This is a genomic window from Amycolatopsis sp. MtRt-6 (assembly GCF_017308975.1).
In the GTDB taxonomy this organism is placed as follows: domain Bacteria; phylum Actinomycetota; class Actinomycetes; order Mycobacteriales; family Pseudonocardiaceae; genus Amycolatopsis.
In genome coordinates, this window is record NZ_JADWPD010000003.1 from 58885 (window position 1) to 80449 (window position 21565).

A 21565-nucleotide genomic window follows, 5' to 3' on the forward strand; every position below is an offset into this window, starting at 1 on the left:
ACCGCGCGACGACGAAGCTCCCGTGCCCGGTACCGGCGTCGCCGACGCCGCCCGTATGCCTTCGGCGAGCTCGATGACATCGCGGCGCTGCGGCGGGCCAAAGCACCGGTCGTCGCCGAAAGCGGCGCTGTCGTCGCCAGCGTGGGCGTTCCCCCAGTTGATGTTGACCTTCGTCCACTACCCGACCGCGGAAGGCGCGAACACGGAAACCGGCGAACGCTTCGTGGACAACGTCGTGGCCGAGGGGCCGATCCCGGTGATGGTCCGAGATGCGCTACTGGCCGTCCGGAAGAACATGACACGACGATCGGTCGTGCGCGGGGCCGGCCGTGCCGACATCTGGCAGTATCCCGAGGCCGCCCTCCGTGAAGCCATCGTCAACGCGCTCGTCCACCGTGATCTCTCACCCGCCGCGCGAGGCACCCAGGTGCAGGTCGAGATGTATCCCGATCGGCTCACCGTCCGGAATCCCGGCGGCTTGTTCGGGCCGGTGACCGAAGAGCGGTTGGGTGAGGAAGGCGTTTCCTCGGCACGGAACGCAAGCCTGCTCCGGCTGCTGGAAGACGTGCCGTGGCCAGGAGTGTCAACGGCGTTTGCGAGAACCGCGGCTCCGGGATCCGGACGATGATCAATGCCCTTCGGGCGGCGCGCATGAGCCTGCCGGAGTTCAAAAACCGCGTGAGCTCGTTCAGTGTCACCTTTCCCAACCACACGCTTCTCGCGGAAGAGACCGTCGACTGGCTCAACTCGCTGGGCGAGCACGGCCTTTCGGAAAGCCAGTGCGTCGGCCTCGCGATCCTCCGGGAAGGCGGCCATCTCGACAACCAGACCTACCGGACGCCAGACCCGCGTCGACTCCCGCGTGGCGACCCAAGAACTCGGCGACCTGATTGCGCGGGAGCTGGTGGTGCAGACCGGCAATCGGCGCTGGGCACGCTATCGGCTCGCACCATCCGCGCTGCCTGCGGCCGGCGCGACCTCGGGTGTCAGTGCGCGTCGGGCGGATCGCCGCCGCGAAATCCTGGACGCCTTGGCGGAAGGCGAACGTTCTCGTGTCGAGCTGGCCGCAGCCACCGGCCTCACCGGCCAAACCGTGGCGCACTGGCTTCGCATCCTCCGCAGCGAAGGCCTTGTGGAAGCAACGGAGGAGAAGGTGCGGAACCCGGGCACCCGATATCGCCGGACCGGCAAGATCGCGCTGGGTGAAGACGGCGAAGCCTGAAATTCACCCGCGGACCTCGGGCGCCTGTGGCGGCCGGTCCAGCTTGCGGAACTCGACCCACTGGCGGCTGGTCTCCTCCCAGACGACCTGGTGCCGGGCGAAGAGCTCCTCGAGCCGTCCGCGGCTGAGCTCCGCCTCGGGTGTCGTGACGATGTAGTAGTCCAACTCGTCGCGGAGGCGGTTGAAGCGGTACCGCGTCTCCGTCATCAGCACCCAGCGCGAACGCCAGTTGAAGAACGTCTCGAGCCCGCCGAGCACCGTCACCAGCGCCACCATCGGCAGGGCGATCGACGCCCGGGCCGGGATCTCCGGGATGCCGAGCACCACCGTCGACGCCGCCGTGAGCAGGAGGGCGCTCACCCGCACGATCGACGCGCGGCGGCGGAACTGGCTCTTGCGGCTGTCCACCCATTCCATGTCGGCCGAGAGGAGGTCCCGGAACGCCAGCAGGGAGTCACGCAGTGAGCGGTCCGGATCCCGGCCGGCGACTTCGAGCAACCCGCGTTCGGAATCGACAGCGCGGCCTGGCGCCGGGCGTTTGAACGGCATCGGGCCAGGGTCGTGGAATCTCAGCACCCCGGCAAGGCCGTCAAGCGACGATCCGGGGCTCGGCCGCCAGCCGCGACAGGACGTGCGTCAGCCGGCGGGCCGCGACCTCCCACTCCTCCAGTGCGCTTCCCCGCCCGAGCGCCGCCGTGCGCAACGACCTGCGCAGCTCCGGGTCCGCGTACCAGCGGTGCAGGGCGTCCGCGAGCACGAACGGGTCGTCCGGCTCGACGAGCAGGCCCGGCATCTCGCCGTCGGCGTCGACGCCCAGTGCGTCGTACACCCCGCCCACCTCGGTGGCCAGCACCGGGATGCCCCTGGCCAGCGCCTGGGCCACGAACATGCCGGACGTCGCCGCGCGGGCCGGGAGCACCAGCAGGTCCGCCGCGTTGTAGGCCGCGCCGAGGTCGACCGCGTCGCCGGCGAGGGTGATGCGGTTGCCGAGGCCGAGGCGCTCGATCGACCAGCCGAGCTCGTCGACGAACGCCCGGTCCGCCTCCAGCGAGCCGGCGAACACGCACGACAGCGCCAGGTGGTCGACCTCGCCGAGGGCCTGGACCAGCACGTCGTGGCCGTTGCGGCGGGTCACGTCCCCCACGCAGAGCAGGCGGGACACGCCGTCCGCGCCCGCCGCCAGCGGGGCCGCGTCCGTGCCGGGCTTGGCGACGTACACCCGGCCCGGGTCCAGGTCGTGGCGGTCGATCAGCAGCCGGGCGAGCCACGGGCTGGTCGCGACGACCATCCCGGCCATCCGCAGCGTCTCGCGCTCGCACGCGTCCAGCTCCGCGGCGTGCGCGGGGGCCAACCCCGGCTCGTCGGCCAGGGCCTGGTGGACCAGCACGGCCAGGCGCAGCCGCCGCGCGTGCGGGACGACGATCTCGGGCACGCCGGAAGCGATCATGCCGTCGAGCAGCACGACCGTCCGGTCCGGCAGCGCGGCGAGCGACCGCGCCAATCTGCGTCTCGACGTCGCGTCGGGCTCCGGCCAGTCGCCGGCGATCGGCAGCTCCAGCACCGGCTGGCCGACGGCGGGCAGGTTCTGGCACATCCGCTTGTCGTAGGTGTCGCTGCCCGGCGGCGCGGCCGGGAGGATGAACACCATCGGGTCGGCGGGCCTCATCGCGCGCGCCGGGGCGAGGCGGTGGGTACGGGCACAGCTACCTCCAGCGTGGGTCGACGGCGGTGACGGCTCATACGTCACACGCACCCCAAGCCGGGACGGTTCAGCTCTGCGCGTCAATCATCCAGATGCCGTTCACCTGGACCATGGTGAAGGTGTCGTTCTCGCCCTGGGCCCCGTCGTAGGTGACGTGCGCCGTGACCCGGCCGGGCCCGACCTCCTTGACGTTGGTCGCCTGCACCGAGCGGTATTGGCTCCAGAAGCTCTTGTACCTGTCGTACGTCTGGTTGCGCGACGCCTTGAACTTGTCCGTGAGCAGGTTCCACGCCGCCTGCGGATTACCCGGGAGCAGCGAGTAGTAGTCGCTGAGGGCCTGGGCCGCCGTCTTCGACGAGGACACCGTCGAAACCGTCGGCGACGTCGCCGGGGTCGAGGGCGCCGACGTCGGTGCCGGAGAAGACGACGGTGTCGACGCCGGGGGCGGCGTCACGGATGCCGAGGCCGACGGCGTCTGCGACGGCGGGGCGGCGACGTTGTCCTGCGGTGGCTTCTCCCGCCCGATCAGCAGGATCACCACGACGACCGCCACGCACAGCAACGCCGCGCCCGCCCCGACGGCGATCAGGCCCTTGCGCGCGCCCGGCGATACCGCCGTGACCTCGCCCGCGGGCACGGCGACCGCGGCCGGCACGACCGGCACCGCCGCGGGCGCGGTTTCGGGCACCGTCGCCGCGAGCACCGACTCGCCGGGCTCCTCGCCCGGCAGCAGCGCCAGCAGCTCCTGCTCGACCTCGTCCATCGACGGGCGCTCGGCCGGCTCGGTGGCGAGCATCCGCAGCAGCAGCGGCGTCAGCCTGCCCGTCTTCTCCGGCGGCACGATCTCCCCGCTGGACGCCTTGTAGAGCAACGCGATCGGGTTGTCGGCGGTGCCGTAGGGCGACTGCCCCTCGACGGCGGCGTACAGCGTGGCGCCGAGCGAGAAGACGTCGGCCGCGAAGTCCACGTCCTCACCGCGGGCCACTTCGGGCGCGAGGTACGCGGGCGTGCCGGCGATCTCGCCGGTCGCCGTCAGCTTGACGTCACCGATCGCGCGCGAGATGCCGAAGTCGGTGATCTTGGCCGTGCCGTCCTCGGCGACCAGGATGTTGGCCGGCTTCACGTCGCGGTGCACGACCCCGGCGCGGTGCGCGCCCGCCAGCGCCGAGCTGATCTGCGCGCCGACGCGGATGGCTTCGTCCACCGTGGCCGGCTTCTCGCCCAGCACGACGGCCAAACTCTTCGACGGCAGGTACTCCATCACCAGCCACGGCCGGTCCTCCTCCTCGAGGACGGCGAACACGGTGATCGCGTGGGAATGCTGTAGCCGGGCGGCGATCCGCGCCTCGCGCATCGCGCGGTTCTTCGCCTCTTGCGTGCGTTGCTCGTCGTGGTCGTGCGGCAGCAGGAGTTCCTTGATCGCCACGGTCCGGTCGAGCTTTTCGTCCTGGGCCCGCCACACCGTGCCCATCGCGCCGCCGCCGACCGGCTCGAGCAGCCGGTACCGATCGCGGATCCGGCGACTTTCCACGAGCATCCACCATTCTCCGAAGTGGCCCACGAGATCCGGTCAGCATGCCAGGCTGGGCGGCCGACCGGTACCAACGTAACCGAAAACCTTGCGCGGACAGCGCAAACCAGCGCTGTGGCGCCGCCCACGGTGTACCCCGGAATCCTAACGAACAACCCCGTACGCGCGATCAAGTGCGTCCACGATCTCCTTGCGCAGCCCGGCGCCGACGGCGATCGTCGCCGCGGAACCGACCGTGTGCTCGCTGCCGTCGCGGTCGACGACGGCGCCACCGGCCTCGCGCACGAGGAGCACGCCGGCCATGGTGTCCCAGGGATTGTTGGACAGGATCAGTGCGGCGTCGAGCTTTCCGTCCGCCACCCAGGCGAGGTCGATGGCCGCCGTGCCGAGCATCCGGATCTTCTGCGCCCGCGCGCCGAGGTCCGCGAGGAGCAGCAGCCGCGCGCGGTTCTTCTCCTCGGCGAGCTCGCCGATCGCGAAGTCCCCGACGGCGATCATCGCGTCGGACATCTCGGTCGCGGTGGACGCGCCGATGCGCTCTCCGTTCGCGAAGGCGCCTTCGCCGCGCGTGGCGGTGTACGTGACGCCGAGGTACGGCAGCGCGATCGCGGCGACCGTGCTGTGTTCGCCGTCCACCAGCGCCAGGGAAATCCCGCAGAGTGGAATTCCGCGGGCGAAGTTCGCGGTCCCGTCGATGGGGTCGAGCGCCCACCACCGGCCGCCGCCGTCCCCGCTGCGGCCGCGCTCTTCACCGAGGATCCCGATCTCCGGCGTCTCGGCGGCGAGGAACTCCCGCAGCGCGTCCTCGACCGCGGTGTCGACGTCGGTCACCAGGTCGCGATCGCCTTTCGCGGAAACGGAAAAAGCCGGGCGCGACCTGACGATCTCCGTCGCCTTCGCCACGGCCTCGCGCGCGACGTCCAGTAGTGCGGCATGCTCGGTCATGCCACCAACCTAGTGAAGGGCCGCGCGCATGACCGATCTGTTCCCGCTCGCCACCACCGCCGACGAGCAGGAGCGGCGGGCGTCGGTCGCGGTGCTGCCGATCGGCAGCTTCGAGCAGCACGGCGCGCACCTCCCCCTGGCCACCGACACGGTGATCGCGGCCACCCTCGCCCGCGCGGTGGCCGCGGCGTACCCGGTGCTCCACCTGCCGCCGGTCACGATCTCGTGCTCACACGAACACGCGGGGTGGGCGGGGACGGTGAGCATTTCGGCGCGCACGCTGCACGCCGTAGTCACCGACGTCGCCGCGTCGCTGAAAGCGTCCGGCGTGAACCGGCTCGTGCTGGTCAACGGGCACGGCGGCAACTACGTACTGTCCAATGTGGTCCAGGAGGCGGCGGGCGCGATGGCGCTGTTCCCGGGCGTCGCGGACTGGCAGGCGGCGCACACCGCGGCCGGCCTGCGGACGTCGCTCGACGACGACATGCACGCGGGCGAGCTGGAGACGTCGATCCTGCTGCACGCCCACCCGCACCTGGTCCGCCCCGGACACGAACAGGCCGACCACGTCACCGACCGGGAGCACCTGCTGACGCTGGGCCTGCGGGCGTACACGGAGTCGGGCGTGGTCGGCCGTCCGTCGCTGGCGAGCGCGGCGAAGGGGCACGTCGTGCTGGACACGCTGGTCCAGCGCTTCGCCGGCGTGCTCGAGGTACTAGGCGCCTGAGAAGGCCTGGTCCAGGTGCGGCAGCAGGTGGGCCATCCGCTCGGCCTTCGTCCGCAGGTACCGCAGGTTCTCCGGATTCGGCGGAACCAGCAACGGGACCTGCTCGCTGATCCGGATTCCGTAGCGCGTGAGCTGTTCGACCTTCTTCGGGTTGTTGGACAGCAGCCGCACCGAGCGGATGCCGAGGTCGGTCAGGATGCCCGCCGCCGCGTGGTAGTCGCGGGCGTCGACCGGCAGGCCCTGCGCCACGTTCGCGTCGACCGTGTCCAGGCCCTCGTCCTGCTGCAGGCGCATCGCCTCGAGCTTCGCCAGCAGGCCGATGCCGCGACCCTCGTGGCCCTGGACGTACACCAGCACGCCCGAGCCCTCCTCGACGATCCGGTCCAGGGCCGCCGCCAGCTGGTCGCCGCATTCGCAGTGCGTCGAGCCGAAGACGTCGCCGGTCAGGCATTCGCTGTGCACCCGGGTCAGTGCGCCGAGCGGGGACACCTCGCCGAACACCAGCGCGACCTGCTCGGTGCCGGTGCGGTCGAGGTAGCCGACCGCGCGGAACGTCCCGTGCCGGGTCGGCAGCCGGGTCTCGACCACCCGCTCGACCACGGCCCGGCGCGGGAGATCCCCCACGAGATCGCTTGCTGTCATCGTCTCCACCTCTCTAAACCGCGGCTTTCACGTGAGGTCGTGCGGCGCTTTCACGTGAAAGCACCGTCCGGCGCACCCCAGCGACGCTCCGGACGAGCAGGACACCGGCACCCGGCAGGCTCGCGACCAGCGTGAGCACGCCGTAGACCACGGCGACGGTGACACCTTGGGCGGCCCCCAGACCGGCCGCGCCGAAGAGCAGGGCGCAGACGCCCTCGCGCGGGCCGAAGCCGCCGACGTTCAGGGGGAGGCCCATCGCGAGCAGCGCGAGGACCAGCAGGGGCACGAGCTGCCCCACCGGCGCGTCGACCCCGGCGACGCGGGCGGCGACGACGAACAGCGCGAGGTGCCCGGCCAGGGTCGCCACCGACAGGAAGCCGACGCTCGGCCAGGTCTCCCTGGTCAGCAGGCCCAGCCGGACGTCGGCGAGGCCGGCGGCGAAGCCGCGGCGCCACTTGGACCCGCTGTGGATCCAGCGCCCGCCGAGCACCCGGCCCACGACCAGCGCGGCGACGGCGGCGAGCACGACGACCACCCCGGCCACCACGACGACCTCGCGGAAGGCCGCGGGCACGACCGACGGCGACGCCAGCACGACGGCGACCGCGGACGCGATCAGCACGACCTGGCCGGCGGTGCGCTCCAGGACGACGGCCCGCACGCCGCGCGGCACGTCACCGCTGTCGCGGCCGTGCTGCACCGCGCGGTGGACGTCGCCGAGGACGCCCGCGGGCAGCACGCCGTTGAGGAACAGCGCGCGGTAGTAGCCGGTGACGGCGGTGCCCAGCGAAAGCCGCAGGCCGAGCCGGGTGGCGACGATCTGCCAGCGGCCCGCGCTGAACACCGTCGTCGCCAAGCCGATGACCAGGGCGGCGAGCACGCCGGGGGCGCTGATCCGGCCGAGCCCGTCGAGGAAGGCGGCACTGCCGAGCTGCCAGACGAGGACCGCGAGGATGCCGGCCGCGCCGAGGATCCGCAGCCAGGCCAGTGCGCGCTTCACGCCGCCGCCTCCAGGCTCGGCGGCAGGACCAGCAGGTCGGCGTGGTGGATCACCGCGTGCAGCTCGCCCGCCGCCGCCTGCTCGAGCCGTCGCCGCAGGTAGACGTCGGCGACCGGGCGCAGGTGGGGCAGCTGCTCGACGGCGGCGCCGACCCAGCCTTCGAGCCACTGCCGCTGCAGTTCCGCCTGGTCCGGGCCGAGCCGCCAGGCGGTCTCGGCACGGCGGACCGTGGCGCCGAGCCGGCGGAACTCGGCCGCGGCGACGTCCACCGCGTTCGGGCCGAGCAGCCGGCGGCCGTCTTCGGTGACCCGCCGCTGGTGCGCGTTGAACGCGGCGGCGATGGCCGGGTCGATCGGGTCGGCGGGCGAGAGCTCCACCCTGCCGGTCACCGAGAGCATCAGCAGCGCCACGCACCCGGCCTCGGCGATCGACGTGGCCAGTGCCGTGATCTCGGCCCTGGTCAGCAGGTCGAGCAGAGCGGACGCGGTGACCAGCGACGTCCCGGCGAGGTCCTCGGCGCGCAGCGCGGTGATGTCGCGCTGCTCGGCGACGGCGGTGACCGGGCTGCCGTCGAGCGCGGACCCCGGGAGGCTCCCCTGCGCGCGGGAGAGCAGTTCGGTGTCGTGGTCGTGCAGGATCCAGCGCTGGGTACCGGCCAGGCGGGCGGCCAGCCAGCGGCCGAGCGAGCCGGTGCCGCAGCCGAGGTCGCGGATGACGACCTCCTCGCCGGCCGGCAGGTGGTCCTGCAGCGGGTCGAGGAGTCCCGTGGCGCGGGCCGCGGCGTCCGCGGGTTCGCGCAGGTAGAGCCAGTCCGGCTCGAATTCACTCATGCCGCCGCCTCCTGCCGGAGAAGAATGTCGGCGATCCGGCGGGCGGTGTCGTCCCAGCCGGTCAGGGTCTCGCGGCGCAGCTTCGCCGACGCGCGCAACCGCGTCCGCAGCGCCGGCTCGGTGAGCCAGCGGCGCAGGGCCGCCCCGAGTGCCTCGGCGTCGTCGCCGGGCACGAGCATCCCCGGCACCGAGCCGTCCGGGGCGACGCCGACCGTGTCGGGCAGCGCGTCGACGTCGGTGGTCAGCACCGGCACGCCGCGGGCGAGGGCCTCGGTGACCACCATGCCGAAGGTCTCGGCGCGCGAAGGCAGCACCAGCAGGTCGGCGGTGTGGTAGGTCGCCTCGAGCGCCCGGCCGGTGCGCGGGCCGGTGAGCTTGAAGCGGTCGCCGAGCCGGTGCTCGCGCAGCCGCTCGACGTACTTGGTCTCGCGCCGGATGCCGCCGACGCATTCGCAGGTCCAGCGTAGGTCGGCGACCGTTTCGAGGGCCTGAGCCAGCACGCCCTGGCCCTTGCGCGGGGTCACGTTGGCGACGCAGACCAGCCGGGACATCCCGTCGGTGCCGACGGCCAGCGGCGCCGGGTCGACGCCCGGCGTCACCGAGTGCACGCGGTGCGGGGCCAGGCCGTGGTGGCCGATCAGCCGGCGCGCGGCCCACTCGCTGGTCGCGACGACCGAGCCGACCGCCCGCAGCGTCTCGCGTTCGAGCGCGTCGAGCTCGGCGGCGAGCGCGGGCGGCAGGCCGGTCTCGTCGGCCAGCGGCAGGTGCACCAGCACCGACACCGACAGCCGCCGCGCCTGCGGGACGACGACCTCGGGCACCCCGCAGGCGACCAGGCCGTCGAGCAGCACGGCCGAGCCGGTCGGCAGCGCGGAGAGCAGGTGGCCGAGGACCGCGCGGGCCTCGGTGTCCGGCCGCGGCCAGCTGCCGGAGACGGCGATCTCGTGCACGTCGAAGCCGGCGTCGGCGAGCCTGTCGCACATGCGGCGGTCGTAGGTGTTGCCGCCACTGGGGACGGACGTGTCGTCGACGTCCCCGGGCAGGACCACGTAAAGAGTGTTCACAGTGCACGCTCGTAACTCGCCCAGGCGACGTGCGATTCGTGCAGCGAGACGGCGATCCCGTCGAGGCCTCGCGCGCCTTCGCCGAGGCGTCCGGCGTGGACGGCGTCGGCCAGGCGGTCGGCGATGACCTTCGCGAGGAACTCGGTCGAGGTGTTGATCCCCTTGAACTGCGGCTCGTCGTCGAGGTTGCGGTAGTTCAGGTCGCTGAGCACCGCCCCGAGCTCTTCCGTGGCCTTGCCGATGTCGACGACGATGTTGTCGTCGTCGAGCTCGGTGCGGCGGAACGTCGCATCCACCACGAATGTCGCGCCGTGCAGGCGTTGCGCGGGTCCGAAGACTTCCCCGCGGAAGCTGTGGGCGACCATCACGTGGTCACGGACGGTGATGCTGAACACCAAGACCTCCGATGCGTTCGGGTGGACGTGGTCACTGCGGCTGATACATGACACGGAGGCACAGGGCGGAAAGTTCATTCGCGACCAGCCGGGGTAACACGGACGGCAGATCTTCAAACATGCACTCGCCGCTGACCAGCGCTTCGAAGGCGGGATCGGCCAGCAGATCGAGCGCGACGGCGAGGCGCTGGGCGTAGCTGCGGTCCGGGCGCGCGACGGTCCCGACCTGGCTGCTGCGGATCACCAGCCGTCGCGAATGGAAGTTCTCCCCGAGCGGGACGCTGACCCGGCGGTCGCCGTACCAGGACAGCTCGACGACCTCGCCTTCCGGCGCGAGCAGTTCCAGGGCTTTGGCGAGGCCTGCTTCGGACGCGCTCGCGTGCACGACGAGGTCGCAGTCGCCAAGCGCTTCCTCCGGCGTCGAGAAGCCGACACCGAGCGCGGCGGCGATGTCCGCTTTGGCCGGATCGACGTCGACCAGCTGCACCCGCGTCGCGGGGAAGCCGCTGAGCAGCTTGGCGACGCTCGCGCCGACCATCCCGGCGCCGATGACGGCGATCCGGTCGCCGAGCCGCGGGCGCGCGTCCCACACGGCGTTCACCGCCGTCTCGACCGTGCCGGCGAGGATCGCCCGTCCGGGTGGGACGGAGTCCGGCACCGGAGTCACGGCGGACGCCGGGACGACGTACGCGGTCTGGTGCGGGTAGAGGCAGAAGACGGTCTTGCCCTCCAGGTGCGCCGGCCCTTGTTCGACGACGCCGACGTTGAGGTACCCGTACTTGACCGGGCCGGGGAACTCGCCCTCCTGGAAGGGGGCCCGCATGACGTCGTGCTGGCTCGCCGGGACACCGCCGCGGAAGACGAGGGTTTCGGTGCCGCGGCTCACCCCGGAGCACAGCGTCCGGACGAGCACGTCGTCCGGCCCGGGCGTCGGCAGCCGCTCCTCGCGCAGCTGTCCCGAGCCGGGACTTTGAACCCAGAAAGCCTGTTCCACGTGTTTCTCCTCAGCGGGCGACCGGAGGCTGGTGTCGCCACCCTATGAGCAATTCGCGGAGTCGACGATGATCAAACAGGACCTTCTCCTGCGCGCGGTGGTTCCGGCGCCGGTGCTCGCCGCGGGGGTCTTCGCGGGCGGTTTCTCGCCGCTCGCCTGGGCGACCGGCGTCGTCTACGTGCTGGCGCTGGTGCTGCTCACCGAGTGGGGGCTGCGCCGCAGCGGCCGCGGCGCCTTCGGGCCGGCCGACTGGATCACGTTCGCCCGCGCGCTCCTCGTCGGCTGCGCCGCGGCGCTGATCGCCGAGGGTGGTTTTTCCCTCGGCTGGCTGGTCGGGCTGGTCGGCGTGGCCCTGCTGCTGGACGGCCTCGACGGCCAGGTGGCCCGCCGCACGGGAACGGCGTCGGAGTTCGGCGCGCGCTTCGACATGGAGGTCGACGCGTTCCTGATCCTGCTGCTGTGCATCCAGGTGTCCCGCACGCTGGGGCTGTGGGTGCTGGCGATCGGCCTGATGCGGTACGTCTTCGTCGCCGCCTCGTGGACGATGCCCTGGCTGACGGCGCCGCTGTACCCGAGCATGGCCCGCAAGACGGTCGCGGCCGTGCAGGGCGTCGTGCTGGTGGTCGCGGTCTCGGAGCTGCTGCCGTCCCCGGTGACGTTCGCCGCGGTCGCGCTGGCGCTGGCGTCGCTGGTGTGGTCGTTCGGCCGCGACGTCGTGTGGCTGGCCCGGCACCGCGTCGAGCACCGGCCGGCCCGGATCGTCGCGCTCACCCGCGCCACCCTGCGCCGCCCCCTCGGCTACGGCCACAACCAGGCCGCCTGACCCAGCTCGCCCCAAGCGCCCCAATGTGGCCTTGGTTGCGCTCAACGCACCGAAGGCCACATTGGGTGCGTTCAACGCACCGAAGGCCACATTGGGGCGCTCCCGTTACGCGGAGTCGCCTGACTCGCGGGCCGCGCGGGCCCGGCGCTTGCCCTCGTGCATCGCGACCACCCGGGCGATCGGGATCGTGTGCCCCTCCTCGACCAGGTCCGCCGGCAGCACGAACGGCTCCGGCATCTCCGCCGTCCACGGATCGCTGCCGGCCAGCAGGTCCGGGACCGTGTGCACGGTGAAGTCGGCCGGCTGGACGCCGTCGAGGTCGGCCCACGCCACCGGGAACGACACCGGCGTGCCCGGGCGGTGGCGCGGGCTGTAGACCGAGACGACCGTCGCGCCGCCGGCCCGCGTCGAATCCAGGAACACCTTGCCTTCCCGGCGTTCGACCACGAACTCCGTCGTGCCCAGCGCCGGGTCGATCCGCTCGGCGCGGGCCGCCACCGCGCGGGTGGCCGCCGCGATGTCCTCCGTCGGCTGCCCCGGGGCGAGCGGCACGAAGACGTGGACGCCCTTCGAACCGCTGGTCTTCACCGCGCCGTCGAGACCGTCCTTGCGCAACGCCTCCCGCACCAGCTTCGCGGCGCCGACCGCCAGCGAGAACGGGGCGTCCGCGGGCGGGTCGAGGTCGAGGATCAGGTGCGTCGGCCCGGTCGCGGGCTCGCCGCGGAACAGCGACGTGTGGTACTCGATCGCCCGCTGGTTGCCGAACCAGATCAGCGTGCGCAGGTCGTTGCAGAGGGCGTAGGTGACTTCGCGCCGGGACCGGTCGGCCCACAGCGCCCGCCGCGCCACCCACTCCGGGGTGTACTTCGGCAGGTTCTTCTGCATGAACGGCCCCTGGCCGCGCAGCACGCGCACGACGCTGAGCAGCCGGTCGCGCAGCTCCGGCAGCATCCGGCCGGACACCGCTTCGAGGTAGTCGAGCAACTCCCGCTTGGTGACGCCCGCGTCGGGGAAGACCTCCTGGTCGAGACTGCTCAGCTTGACGCCGTGCCGCACTTCGTCGCCGCTCATCGACCCACCCTCGCGTTCCCGCGCGAAGCGGTCAACTCTCAAACGAGCGGACGTCCGGTGCGCAGCCGCCACCGCAGATCGCCCAGGCAGGCGTTGAACGGGAACCGCCGCAGCGGGCCGGGCAGCACGCGGACGACCCGGCCGAGCGCGCCGAGGAGCGCGTCGAAGCGGCGCTGGTCGGCGGTGGTCCACGGCAGCCGCATTTCGTCCCGGAAGCGCTGCGGGAGGAACCCGGTGGTGACGAACCGGTGGAACCGCCGTCCGGGCACGGCGAAGACCGGTGGCAGGAACTCCAGGTCGACGATCCGGGTGAGGTAGCGGCGGACGTCGTCGTCGAGGCGCACCTCGGCCAGCCCGCGGGCCCAGTACTCCGCGAAGGCCGCCCGGTCCGCGGGCCACATCTCGGGACGCACCTGCAGCGTGGTGCCGAGCGACGCGGCCTCGGCGTAGAACCGCTCCGGCTCGCCGCCGGCGAAGGCCAGGTAGACATCTTCGAAGCCCTTGTACAGGCAGGCCGCGACCCACAGCTGCAGGTCCGTGTCGAAGGCGTCGTAGGCGACCGGGCTGGCCGCGGTCGCGTGCACCTGCGCGTGGGCCCGGTTGACGCCCTTCCGGTAGGCGGCGCGCTCGGCGTCGGTGCCCATCGTCGCGACCGCGAGGTAGGTCAGCGTGGTCCGGGTCCGCTTGACCGGGTGGCGGAAGAGGTTGCCGCTGTCGACCCGGCTCTCCAGGACGCCGTGCCCGACCGGCGCGCGGGACAGCTGCATGATCACGTTCGCGCTGCCGGCCAGCAGCCCGGCGCCGATGACGGCGTCGCGAAGGGCGGTCTCGGTCATCATCCGAGGGAACGCCGCTGTTGACGATCTGTCAAGAGTGCTGGGCCGCCCGGGCGAACGCGATCAGCGCCCGCGCGGCCGGGCTCAGTGGCCCGGCCGTCCGCCACGCCAGCGCCAGCATGCCCCGCAGTCCCGGGCCGCGGAGCCCGACGACATGCAGCTCCGCCTGGTGGTACCGGGCCAGCGACTCCGGCACGATCGCCACCCCGAGGCCGCGCATCGCCAGTTGCACCAGGAAGTTCGGGTCGGCCGCCTCGAACGCGATCCGCGGTGTCAGGCCTGCCCGCGCGAAGGCCGCGTCCAACGCCGTGCGCAGGCCCGTCCCTTGGGGCAGCGCCATCAGCGGCAGGCCGTCGAGGTCGGGGATCTCGACCTCGACGCGGCCGGCGAGGGGACCACCCGGAGCGGTGATGGCCAGGAACGGCTCCTCGAGCAGCACCTGTGTCGCGATGCCGGGCGGCGGGGCGGTGGAGATGCCGACGACGGCGAGGTCGAGCCGTCCCTCGCGCAGCGCCGCGAGCATGGTGTCGGAGTCGGCTTCCGAGAGCGTGATCTCGACCGCCGGGTACCGCTCGTGGAAGCCGGCCAGCAGATCGGGCAGGCCGATCGGCCCCACCGACGTCACCATGCCGATCGCCACCTGCCCGCGGACCAGCCCGGCGAGCTCGTCGACGGCTTCGCGCACGCCCTGCACCGCCGCTAGCGCGGCCCGGGCGTGCGGGAGGGCCGCGGCGCCGACGTCGGTGAGCCGGACCGTCCGGCCGGAGCGGTCGAGCAGTTCCTGCCTCAGCTCTCGTTCCAGGCGTTTGACCTGCGCACTCACGCCGGGCTGGGCGACGTGCAGCCGTTCTGCCGCCCGCGTGAAGTTGCCTTCCTCCGCGACGGCGACGAAGTACGCGAGCTGATGCAGTTCCATAAGCACTGATTCTAGTTGGTAGAAAAACCAGATCTTGGACTTCTGATCGCGGTCGCTCGAAGCTGGAGGCATGAACCTCCTCCACCCCGGCCAGGACGGGTACGCCGAAGAAGTCGCCGGATTCCAGACGGCGGTGCCCAGCACGCCCGCGGCCGTCGTGGCCGCCGAAAGCGCCGAGGACGTCGTCGCGGCGGTGCGCTACGCGACCGAGCACCGGCTGGCCGTCGCGGTCCAGGCCACCGGGCACGGCCTGACCGCGGGCACCGACGGGCTGCTGATCAGCACTCGCCGGATGACCGGCGTCGAGATCGACGCCGCCGCCCGCACCGCCCGCGTCGAAGCCGGTGCCCGGTGGGAAGCGGTGATCGCGGCCGCCGGCGCGCACGGCCTGGCACCGCTCAGCGGCTCGTCCCCGGACGTCGGCGTCGTCGGCTACACGCTCAGCGGCGGGTTCGGGCTGCTGGCCCGCCGGTACGGCCGCGCCGCCGACCACGTCCGCGCCCTCGACGTCGTGACCGCCGACGGCGAGCTCCGGCGCGCCGAGCCGGGCTCGGACCTGTTCTGGGCGCTGCGCGGCGGCCGGGACGGCTTCGGCGTCGTGACGGCGATCGAGTTCGGCCTCCTGCCGGTCGCCGAGCTCTACGGCGGCAGCCTCACCTTCGACGGCGCCGACGTGCCGGCCGTGCTGCGCGCCTGGCGGACGTGGTCGGCGGCCGCGCCGGACACGCTGACGACGTCGCTGGCCATGATCCGGTACCCCGACCTGCCGATGGTGCCCGCGCCCGTGCGCGGCCGGCACGTCGCCCAGGTCCGGGTCGCCTACCTCGGCGAGGACGGCGACGACGTCGTCGCGCCGCTGCGGGCCGTCACCCCCGCCCTGGCGGACACGCTGCGGCGGCTGCCGTTCACCGAGTCCGGGTCGATCGCGGCCGAGCCGCGGCAGCCGCACGGCTACCACGGCACCAACGCGACCGTCTCGCAGCTGAACGACGCCATGCTCGACGCGATCGTCGAGCACGCCGGCCCGGGCGCGGCCGCGCCACCGGTGCTCATCATCGACCGGCTGGGCGGCGCGCTCGCCCGGACGCCGGAGACGCCGGGCGTGGGCTGGGACTCCTCCGCCGAGTTCGTCGTCCGGGCGTTGTCACTGGTCGGCGACGACGGCGTCCCGGCGATCCGGCGCGCGCACGCGAAGCTGTTCGACGCGCTGGCGCCGTGGACGACCGGCCGGCTCCTGCCGTTCGTCTATGGCGAGCACGCGCCGGAAGAGGTCGCGGAAAGCGTCTTTCCGGCCGCCGACCTGCGGCGGCTCCGCGAGCTGAAGCGCAGGTACGACGCGGGGAACGTCTTCCGGGCGGGCTGAGGCGGCGAAATGGCCCGGAATCGGGAGCCATATACTCGGCCGGCCTGATCACACCGATAGGGGAACCGTCTTGCGCACGATGAGCCACGAGGACTACCTCGGCATGCGGCGGTTCCCCGGGCTCGACGGCCTGCGGGCGCTCGCCGCGACGATGGTCATCTTCTTCCACTTCGGCGGGCCGAACTGGACGTGGCTGTCGGGCTGGGTCGGCGTCTACCTCTTCTTCGTGCTGTCCGGGTTCCTGATCACGACGCTGCTGCTGCGCGAGCAGGACCGCACCCACCGGATCTCGCTGTCGAACTTCTACATCCGGCGCGTGTTCCGGATCCTGCCGCCGTACCTGGTGATTCTCGGCGGCATCGTCGCGTTCGTCGTCCTGCGCGGCGAGTTCTATTCGCGCGACTTCCCGCAGGCGCTGAAGTACTACCTGACGTTCCTCAACGAGTTCCTGCCGGCGGCCACCACCGGCGCGGACAACTTCTTCAGCGGCTCGTGGACGCTGGGGATCGAGGAGAAGTTCTACCTGGTCTGGCCGTTCCTGCTGGTCGCGATCGGGATCGGCGCGGCGAAGCGCAAGTTCCTGCTGGTCGGCGTGGCGATGGTGGCGCTGCTGGCGCTGGTCCCGCTGACGACCGGCGGCTTCGTGCTCGAGTACTCGCAGACGGCGATCTACCGCTCGACGATCCACTACTTCATCCTGGCGGGCGGCTGCCTGCTGGCGATCCTGCTGCACTACCGCCGCGGGTACGAGCTGCTGAAGCCGCTGACGCACCCGCTGGCCGCGATCCCGATCGTCGCGGCGTTCGCGCTGCTGCACACGAACTTCGACCGCCTCTGGCAGGAGACCCGCAACAACCTCTGGCTGCTGGTCGCGTACGCGGCGATGACGATGCTCCTGCTGATCGTCCTGGTGAGCCCGGGCCCGCTGCGGTGGCTGCTGAGCACGGCCCCGATGCGGTTCGTGGGCGAGCGCTCGTACTCGCTGTACCTGCTGCAGGGGCCGGTGCACTTCGTCGTGGTGCAGGCGGTGCCGGGCCTCGCGCCGCATCGGACGGCCTCGGCACTGACGGTGTTCATCGTCGGCCTGGCGATCGCGGACCTGATCCACCGCTGGGTCGAGAAGCCGCTGATCGACGTCGGTAAGCGGCTCATCGCCCGCAAGGAGGCCCGGCGCGCGGAGCGGCAGGAGCCGGAGCGTCCTGCCGAGACACGCGCCGAGCCCGCGGCGGTCGGGTCCTAGCGCTCCAGGACGACGATCGGGATGAGCCGGTCGGTCTTCTTCTCGTAGTCCGCGAAGCCCTCGGCGTGCGCCACCATGCCCGCGTACAGGCGGTCGCGCTCGGCGCGGTCGGCGATCACGGTCGCCGTGGCCTCGAACTTCTCGCTGCCGACCTCGACCGTGACCTTCGGGTTGGCCACCAGGTTGTGGTACCAGGCCGGGTTCTTCGGCGCGCCGCCCATGGACGCAGCGACGACGTAGCGGTCGCCGTCCTTGGTGTAGACGAGCGGGGACAGGCGCTCCGCGCCGCTCTTCGCGCCGATCGTCGTGAGCAAGAGCACGTTCTTGCCCTCGAAGTAGTTGCCGACCTTGCCCCCGTTGGCACGGAACTCCTCGACGACCTGCTTGTTGAAGTCGTTCATTTCGGCTGGCGTGGTCATGGGACCCCCTGTTTCTGGCCGGTAGGCTCGACCGGACGCGAGTAGGCTCACAAGTGTTTGCTTTGCAAACAAAGCTACCGACGGGAGGTGAGTGGTGTCAACGGAGGCCGGACCGACCGTCGAGGACGGCGTGCGGCAGTTGTTGCTGCTCATGCCACGCCTGGTCGGCCGCGCGAAGCGCACACCGGTGCCGGCCGAGCTGGACGGCTGCGCACTCGCGCCGAGACACCTTTCGCTGCTGTCCTACCTGCTCTTCGACGGCCCGATGACGGTCACCGAACTGGCCACCCGCCTCCAGGTCGCGCCGACGACGGCGAGCCTGATGGTCGGCGACCTCAGCCGTCAGGGCGTGCTGAACCGCGACGAGGACCCGGCCGACCGCCGCCGCACGATCGTCAGCATCGCCGAGGACAAGCGCCCGGCCGTCGACGCCTGGCTGGCCCGCGGCGCGAAGGCCTGGAGCGACGCCCTGACGCCGTTGACCCCGGCCGAGCGGCAGCTGGTGATCACGACGCTGGAAGCCTACGAACGCGGCACCTGCGACGGCCCGGCCTGCTAGCGCCCCAATGTGGCCTTGGTTGCGTTCAACGCACCGAAGGCCACCTTGGGTGCGTTCAACGCACCGAAGGCCACATTGGGGCGCTTGGGTCAGGCGTCGTCGCGCTTTTCGCGGGCCAGCTTGCGCTGAGCCTCCGCGCGCTCCCGGCACTGGCGGAGGAATTCCTCGTCGTCCGCTGGGCTCGTCGCCGCGAACCGGCCCGGCCGGTCGTACTCCGGGAACGCCGATGCCTCGCGCTCGTACGGGCCGCGCGCCCGCGCCACCCGCTCCGGCCGGCCCGCCACCAGCCAGATGATCGAGCCGACCAGCGGCACCACGAGCACGAGCAGCAGCCACAACCCCTTCGGCAGGTTGCGGCACGAAGATTCGTCCGTGGTGATCACGTCGACCAGGCAGAAGATCCACAACCCGAGCGTGACGATGCCGAGCAGGCCGTTGAAGTACAGCAATTCCCCACCTTCCCCCGAGAATGAATGCGGTAAGTCTTAGCAGAACCCACCGGCAGTTTCACCGCGGGTCACCCGCAGTACCGCGGGCATCCGGAGATTCGGCGCCGAAAGCCACGAGATTTCCGTTTCTGTCAGGCGGAAACCGCGCAGCGCCTCGAGAACGCCGGCCGCGAGGGCGAGCGCGTGCCGCGACCCCGGGCACGCGCGCGGCCCGGCCCCGAACGGCGTCCCGGCAAGGGACACCGTGACGTCTGAGCCGTCGACCCGGCGGCGCGTGGCGAGCACCGGTTGCCCGGCGGGTTTTCCGGTCAGCGACGCGAAAAGCCTGTTGCCGACGAGGCCCGCGGTGGCGTCACAGGCCTGGACGAGCAGGCCGATCCGCGCCGCCGCGAGTTCGGTCGGCCCGCCGCACACCGCGATCAGCCGCGTCAACGCCGCTTCGGCGGCCGCACCGGGCGAAACGTGCGGGTGGTACGCCGCCGCGACTGCGGCGACGTCGGCCGAGACGTCCGGCAGGCCCAGCGCCTCGGCGAGCACCCCGACCGGCACCGGCCGCGCGATCCGGGCCATCACCTCGACGACGTCGAGTTCGGCCACGATCCGCCGGGTACGCGTGAAAGCGTTGCGCTGCAACGAGTCCGCGTCGACCGAAGCCAGCAGGTCCACCGCGAGCGCCCGCCGCCGGACGTGGTCGGGGCCGTTGCTGAAGCGGGCCACGGACGCGCGCAACCAGGCGACGCTCCCGAGCGGAACATCGGCGGGCACGGGCGGTACCGGAGCGGAAAGCGAAGTCATGCGGCGAAGTTAGCCGCGGAAAACGTCGGCGCGGACCGAAGCTTTCAGAACACGGAAGACGCCGGAAACCACGTCGCCTGCGGACCGCCGCACTGCGTCGGCCTCGGGACGTCGTGCTGGAACCACCACGCCTCGGTGACCCGGCCGTCCGGCAGCCGGTACGTCGGCGGGCCGGCGACGCGGACGAGCCCGGCGGCCTGCAGCGACCGCGCGCTGGCGACGTTGCCGACCTCCGCGCCGGCCCGCACCCGCGCCAGGCCGAGGTGGTCGTGCGCCAGCGTCAGCCCGGCCGCGAAGAGCACCCGGACGTAGCCGCGGCCGCGGTAGCCCGGCGCCAGGTAGCCGCCGGTCTCCGGACCGCCGTCCTCGCCGGTGTGCACGCTCACCAGCCCGGCGCAGCGGTTGGCCTCGACGTCGATCATCACCAGGTCGACGGACTGCGGATCGGGTGACGCCCAGTCCGGCCCGGTGCCGGGCACGACCCGCAGCGCGTCGGCCCGCGCCGGCTCGGCGACGATCGAATCGCGCTGCCAGCCCAGCCACCGCTGCGCGCCCGGATCGCTGCCCCCGGCCACGGCGGCGGCGTACTCCCACGCGGTCGGCGTGCGGAAGAGGAAGCGCCCACTGCGCAGCACGTGGCCCTGCCGGTCGCAGGTCCGCTTGGTCATCAGGCGGCCGCGGCGGGTGAGCCGGTCGAAGATCCCCTTGGTGGCTGGCAGCATCGCGGCGAAATCGTAGCGGAGCGATCCGGGCGGGAGTTGCTATCGTGGCGCGATGACGGCCGTACCCGAGGCAACCGAACTGGACGGCTCCGGCCGCTCCGCCCAGCCTCGCCAGCTCATCGTGACGGTGTACGGCCTCTACTCGCGCACCGAAGGGGGCTGGCTCTCGGTCGCGTCGCTGATCGACCTGCTGGCTGCCGTCGGCGTCGACGAGCCCGCCGTGCGCTCGTCGATCTCCCGCCTGAAGCGGCGCGGGATCCTCGAAGCGGTGCGCCGCGACGCGACGGCGGGCTACGAGCTGTCCGCCGAAGCGCGCGAGATCCTGCGCGAGGGCGACGAACGGATCTTCCGCCGCGAGCGCGCGACCCCGGCCGACGGCTGGCTGCTCGCGGTGTTCTCGGTGCCCGAGACCGAGCGCCACAAGCGCCACCTGCTGCGCACCCAGCTCGCCCGGATGGGCTTCGGCACCGCGGCCTCCGGCGTCTGGATCGCCCCCGCCCACCTGCACGCGGCGGCCGAGGAAGCGCTCACCCGGCTCGGCCTGGCCGGGTACGCCGACCTGTTCCGCGCCGACCACCTGGCCTTCGGCGACGTCGCCGCGAAGGTCCGCGACTGGTGGGACCTCGAGCGGCTGGACGAGCTGTACACGACGTTCCTCGACGAGCACGGCCCGGCGCTGCGCCGCAAGTCCGTGACCGACGAGCAGGCCTTCGCCGACTACGTCCGCGTGCTGACCGGCTGGCGGCGGATGCCCTACCTCGACCCGGGCCTGCCCGCCGAGTTCCTGCCGCGCGACTGGTCCGGGATCCGCGCGGCCGAGCTGTTCTTCCAGCTGCACGCCCAGCTGGAGACGCCGGCCCGCGCGTACGTCGCCAAGGCGATCAACCTCGGCTGAGCACCGCGAAGCCCTGGACCTCGACGAGCGCCTCCTCGTCCCACAGCCGGGCCACGCCGATGCCCGCCATTGCCGGGTACTCCGTGCCCGCGAGCCGCTTCCAGACACGGCCGATCTCGCGCGCGTGGGCGCGGTAATCCGCCATGTCGACGATGTAGATCGTCACGCTGCACAGATCCGATGGTGTCCCGCCCGCCGCGCGCAGCGACGCCAGCAGATTGCCCAGCGCACGCTCGAACTGCTCCACGACGCCGTCGCCGACGATCTTGTTCGACGCGTCCAGCGCGGTCTGCCCGGCGAGGAAGACGACCCGGCCCTCGGCCACCACCGCGTGCGAGAACCCGGACGGCTTGCCCAGCTCCGGCGGGTTGATGCGTTCCATGCGGGACACCGTACGCCATCTTTCGCGTTATTGACGGTCGTAG

Annotated in this window: 26 protein-coding genes; 8 read left to right on the forward strand and 18 right to left on the reverse strand. The window is 72.2% G+C overall.

From position 1 onward, the window contains the following. Positions 1-22 precede the first annotated feature (22 nt). Positions 23-628 carry an ATP-binding protein gene (locus I4Q55_RS50515; RefSeq protein WP_206785107.1) on the forward strand — a complete coding sequence of 202 codons (606 nt, stop codon included), beginning with the start codon at positions 23-25 and terminating at the stop codon, positions 626-628. Positions 629-862: 234 nt separating this feature from the next. Then, entirely contained in the window at positions 863-1222 is a 360-nt protein-coding gene (locus tag I4Q55_RS50520; RefSeq protein WP_307793138.1) for a winged helix-turn-helix domain-containing protein, read from the forward strand. Positions 1223-1225: 3 nt separating this feature from the next. Here the strand turns inward: I4Q55_RS50520 and I4Q55_RS06465 are convergent, their stop codons facing one another. The 4 genes from I4Q55_RS06465 to I4Q55_RS06480 all read right to left on the reverse strand — a co-directional run bounded on the left by I4Q55_RS06465 (position 1226) and on the right by I4Q55_RS06480 (position 5400). After that, entirely contained in the window at positions 1226-1771 is a 546-nt protein-coding gene (locus I4Q55_RS06465) for a DUF4231 domain-containing protein (protein WP_206785108.1), read from the reverse strand. Positions 1772-1811: 40 nt separating this feature from the next. After that, positions 1812-2870, reverse strand: a complete 1059-nt coding sequence (locus tag I4Q55_RS06470) for a glycosyltransferase family 4 protein (protein ID WP_206785472.1) — start codon at positions 2868-2870, stop codon at positions 1812-1814. A 121-nt stretch (positions 2871-2991) separates the two neighbouring features. Beyond that, positions 2992-4461, reverse strand: a complete 1470-nt coding sequence (locus I4Q55_RS06475; RefSeq protein WP_206785109.1) for a serine/threonine-protein kinase — start codon at positions 4459-4461, stop codon at positions 2992-2994. 138 nt (positions 4462-4599) lie between these two features. Continuing rightward, entirely contained in the window at positions 4600-5400 is an 801-nt protein-coding gene (locus tag I4Q55_RS06480) for an inositol monophosphatase family protein (protein ID WP_206785110.1), read from the reverse strand. Between the two features lie 28 nt (positions 5401-5428). Here I4Q55_RS06480 and I4Q55_RS06485 point away from each other — a divergent pair, with 28 nt between their 5' ends. Next, positions 5429-6127: a creatininase family protein gene (locus I4Q55_RS06485; protein ID WP_206785111.1), complete on the forward strand. Its 699-nt coding sequence runs from the start codon at positions 5429-5431 to the stop codon at positions 6125-6127. Here I4Q55_RS06485 and ribA read toward each other — a convergent pair. The 6 genes from ribA to I4Q55_RS06515 are packed head-to-tail and all read right to left on the reverse strand — an operon-like array spanning position 6116 to position 11052. Then, on the reverse strand, positions 6116-6769 hold the full coding sequence (ribA, locus tag I4Q55_RS06490; RefSeq protein ID WP_206785112.1) for a GTP cyclohydrolase II: 654 nt from the start codon (positions 6767-6769) through the stop codon (positions 6116-6118). The genes I4Q55_RS06485 and ribA overlap by 12 nt on opposite strands. Before the next feature lie 13 nt (positions 6770-6782). Next, complete coding sequence (locus tag I4Q55_RS06495; protein WP_206785113.1) at positions 6783-7769, reverse strand: lysylphosphatidylglycerol synthase transmembrane domain-containing protein; 987 nt, start codon at positions 7767-7769, stop codon at positions 6783-6785. Further along, positions 7766-8599: a class I SAM-dependent methyltransferase gene (locus tag I4Q55_RS06500; RefSeq protein ID WP_206785114.1), complete on the reverse strand. Its 834-nt coding sequence runs from the start codon at positions 8597-8599 to the stop codon at positions 7766-7768. The genes I4Q55_RS06495 and I4Q55_RS06500 overlap by 4 nt, the downstream gene beginning before the upstream one ends. Continuing rightward, entirely contained in the window at positions 8596-9663 is a 1068-nt protein-coding gene (locus tag I4Q55_RS06505; RefSeq protein ID WP_206785115.1) for a glycosyltransferase family 4 protein, read from the reverse strand. The genes I4Q55_RS06500 and I4Q55_RS06505 overlap by 4 nt, the downstream gene beginning before the upstream one ends. Continuing rightward, complete coding sequence (locus I4Q55_RS06510; RefSeq protein ID WP_206785116.1) at positions 9660-10058, reverse strand: 6-carboxytetrahydropterin synthase; 399 nt, start codon at positions 10056-10058, stop codon at positions 9660-9662. Before I4Q55_RS06510 ends, I4Q55_RS06505 begins: the two co-directional genes overlap by 4 nt. Positions 10059-10089: 31 nt before the next feature. Beyond that, positions 10090-11052: a zinc-binding alcohol dehydrogenase gene (locus I4Q55_RS06515; protein WP_206785117.1), complete on the reverse strand. Its 963-nt coding sequence runs from the start codon at positions 11050-11052 to the stop codon at positions 10090-10092. A 67-nt stretch (positions 11053-11119) separates the two neighbouring features. On the opposite strand from I4Q55_RS06515, the gene I4Q55_RS06520 reads away from it, so the two are divergent. Next, complete coding sequence (locus I4Q55_RS06520; RefSeq protein WP_206785118.1) at positions 11120-11875, forward strand: CDP-alcohol phosphatidyltransferase family protein; 756 nt, start codon at positions 11120-11122, stop codon at positions 11873-11875. Positions 11876-11980: 105 nt separating this feature from the next. On the opposite strand, the gene I4Q55_RS06525 is transcribed toward I4Q55_RS06520, so the two are convergent. The 3 genes from I4Q55_RS06525 to I4Q55_RS06535 are packed head-to-tail and all read right to left on the reverse strand — an operon-like array spanning position 11981 to position 14698. Beyond that, positions 11981-12946 (reverse strand): DNA polymerase domain-containing protein, encoded by a 966-nt coding sequence (locus I4Q55_RS06525; protein ID WP_206785119.1) that lies wholly within the window; start codon positions 12944-12946, stop codon positions 11981-11983. Positions 12947-12984: 38 nt separating this feature from the next. Further along, positions 12985-13782, reverse strand: a complete 798-nt coding sequence (locus I4Q55_RS06530; protein WP_206785120.1) for an oxygenase MpaB family protein — start codon at positions 13780-13782, stop codon at positions 12985-12987. A gap of 31 nt (positions 13783-13813) precedes the next feature. Then, complete coding sequence (locus I4Q55_RS06535; RefSeq protein WP_206785121.1) at positions 13814-14698, reverse strand: LysR family transcriptional regulator; 885 nt, start codon at positions 14696-14698, stop codon at positions 13814-13816. Positions 14699-14768: 70 nt separating this feature from the next. Between I4Q55_RS06535 and I4Q55_RS06540 the strand changes: the two genes are divergently transcribed. Both I4Q55_RS06540 and I4Q55_RS06545 read left to right on the forward strand, forming a co-directional pair. Further along, positions 14769-16061: an FAD-binding oxidoreductase gene (locus I4Q55_RS06540; RefSeq protein WP_206785122.1), complete on the forward strand. Its 1293-nt coding sequence runs from the start codon at positions 14769-14771 to the stop codon at positions 16059-16061. 79 nt (positions 16062-16140) lie between these two features. Further along, complete coding sequence (locus I4Q55_RS06545) at positions 16141-17301, forward strand: acyltransferase (protein ID WP_206785473.1); 1161 nt, start codon at positions 16141-16143, stop codon at positions 17299-17301. Here the strand turns inward: I4Q55_RS06545 and I4Q55_RS06550 are convergent. Further along, positions 17298-17720 (reverse strand): nitroreductase family deazaflavin-dependent oxidoreductase, encoded by a 423-nt coding sequence (locus tag I4Q55_RS06550; protein ID WP_206785123.1) that lies wholly within the window; start codon positions 17718-17720, stop codon positions 17298-17300. The genes I4Q55_RS06545 and I4Q55_RS06550 overlap by 4 nt on opposite strands. Positions 17721-17814: 94 nt before the next feature. Between I4Q55_RS06550 and I4Q55_RS06555 the strand changes: the two genes are divergently transcribed. Further along, entirely contained in the window at positions 17815-18279 is a 465-nt protein-coding gene (locus tag I4Q55_RS06555) for a MarR family winged helix-turn-helix transcriptional regulator (RefSeq protein WP_206785124.1), read from the forward strand. An 89-nt stretch (positions 18280-18368) separates the two neighbouring features. Here the strand turns inward: I4Q55_RS06555 and I4Q55_RS06560 are convergent, their stop codons facing one another. The 3 genes from I4Q55_RS06560 to I4Q55_RS06570 are packed head-to-tail and all read right to left on the reverse strand — an operon-like array spanning position 18369 to position 20245. Further along, complete coding sequence (locus tag I4Q55_RS06560; RefSeq protein ID WP_206785125.1) at positions 18369-18728, reverse strand: PLDc N-terminal domain-containing protein; 360 nt, start codon at positions 18726-18728, stop codon at positions 18369-18371. A gap of 36 nt (positions 18729-18764) precedes the next feature. Then, complete coding sequence (locus I4Q55_RS06565) at positions 18765-19523, reverse strand: cytochrome P450 (RefSeq protein ID WP_242545465.1); 759 nt, start codon at positions 19521-19523, stop codon at positions 18765-18767. Positions 19524-19567: 44 nt separating this feature from the next. Then, complete coding sequence (locus tag I4Q55_RS06570; protein ID WP_206785126.1) at positions 19568-20245, reverse strand: GNAT family N-acetyltransferase; 678 nt, start codon at positions 20243-20245, stop codon at positions 19568-19570. 52 nt (positions 20246-20297) lie between these two features. Here I4Q55_RS06570 and I4Q55_RS06575 point away from each other — a divergent pair, with 52 nt between their 5' ends. Continuing rightward, positions 20298-21140, forward strand: coding sequence for a PaaX family transcriptional regulator C-terminal domain-containing protein (locus tag I4Q55_RS06575; protein WP_206785127.1), 843 nt, complete (start codon positions 20298-20300; stop codon positions 21138-21140). Here I4Q55_RS06575 and I4Q55_RS06580 read toward each other — a convergent pair. After that, entirely contained in the window at positions 21127-21522 is a 396-nt protein-coding gene (locus I4Q55_RS06580) for a RidA family protein (RefSeq protein ID WP_206785128.1), read from the reverse strand. The genes I4Q55_RS06575 and I4Q55_RS06580 overlap by 14 nt on opposite strands. Positions 21523-21565: the final 43 nt, after the last annotated feature.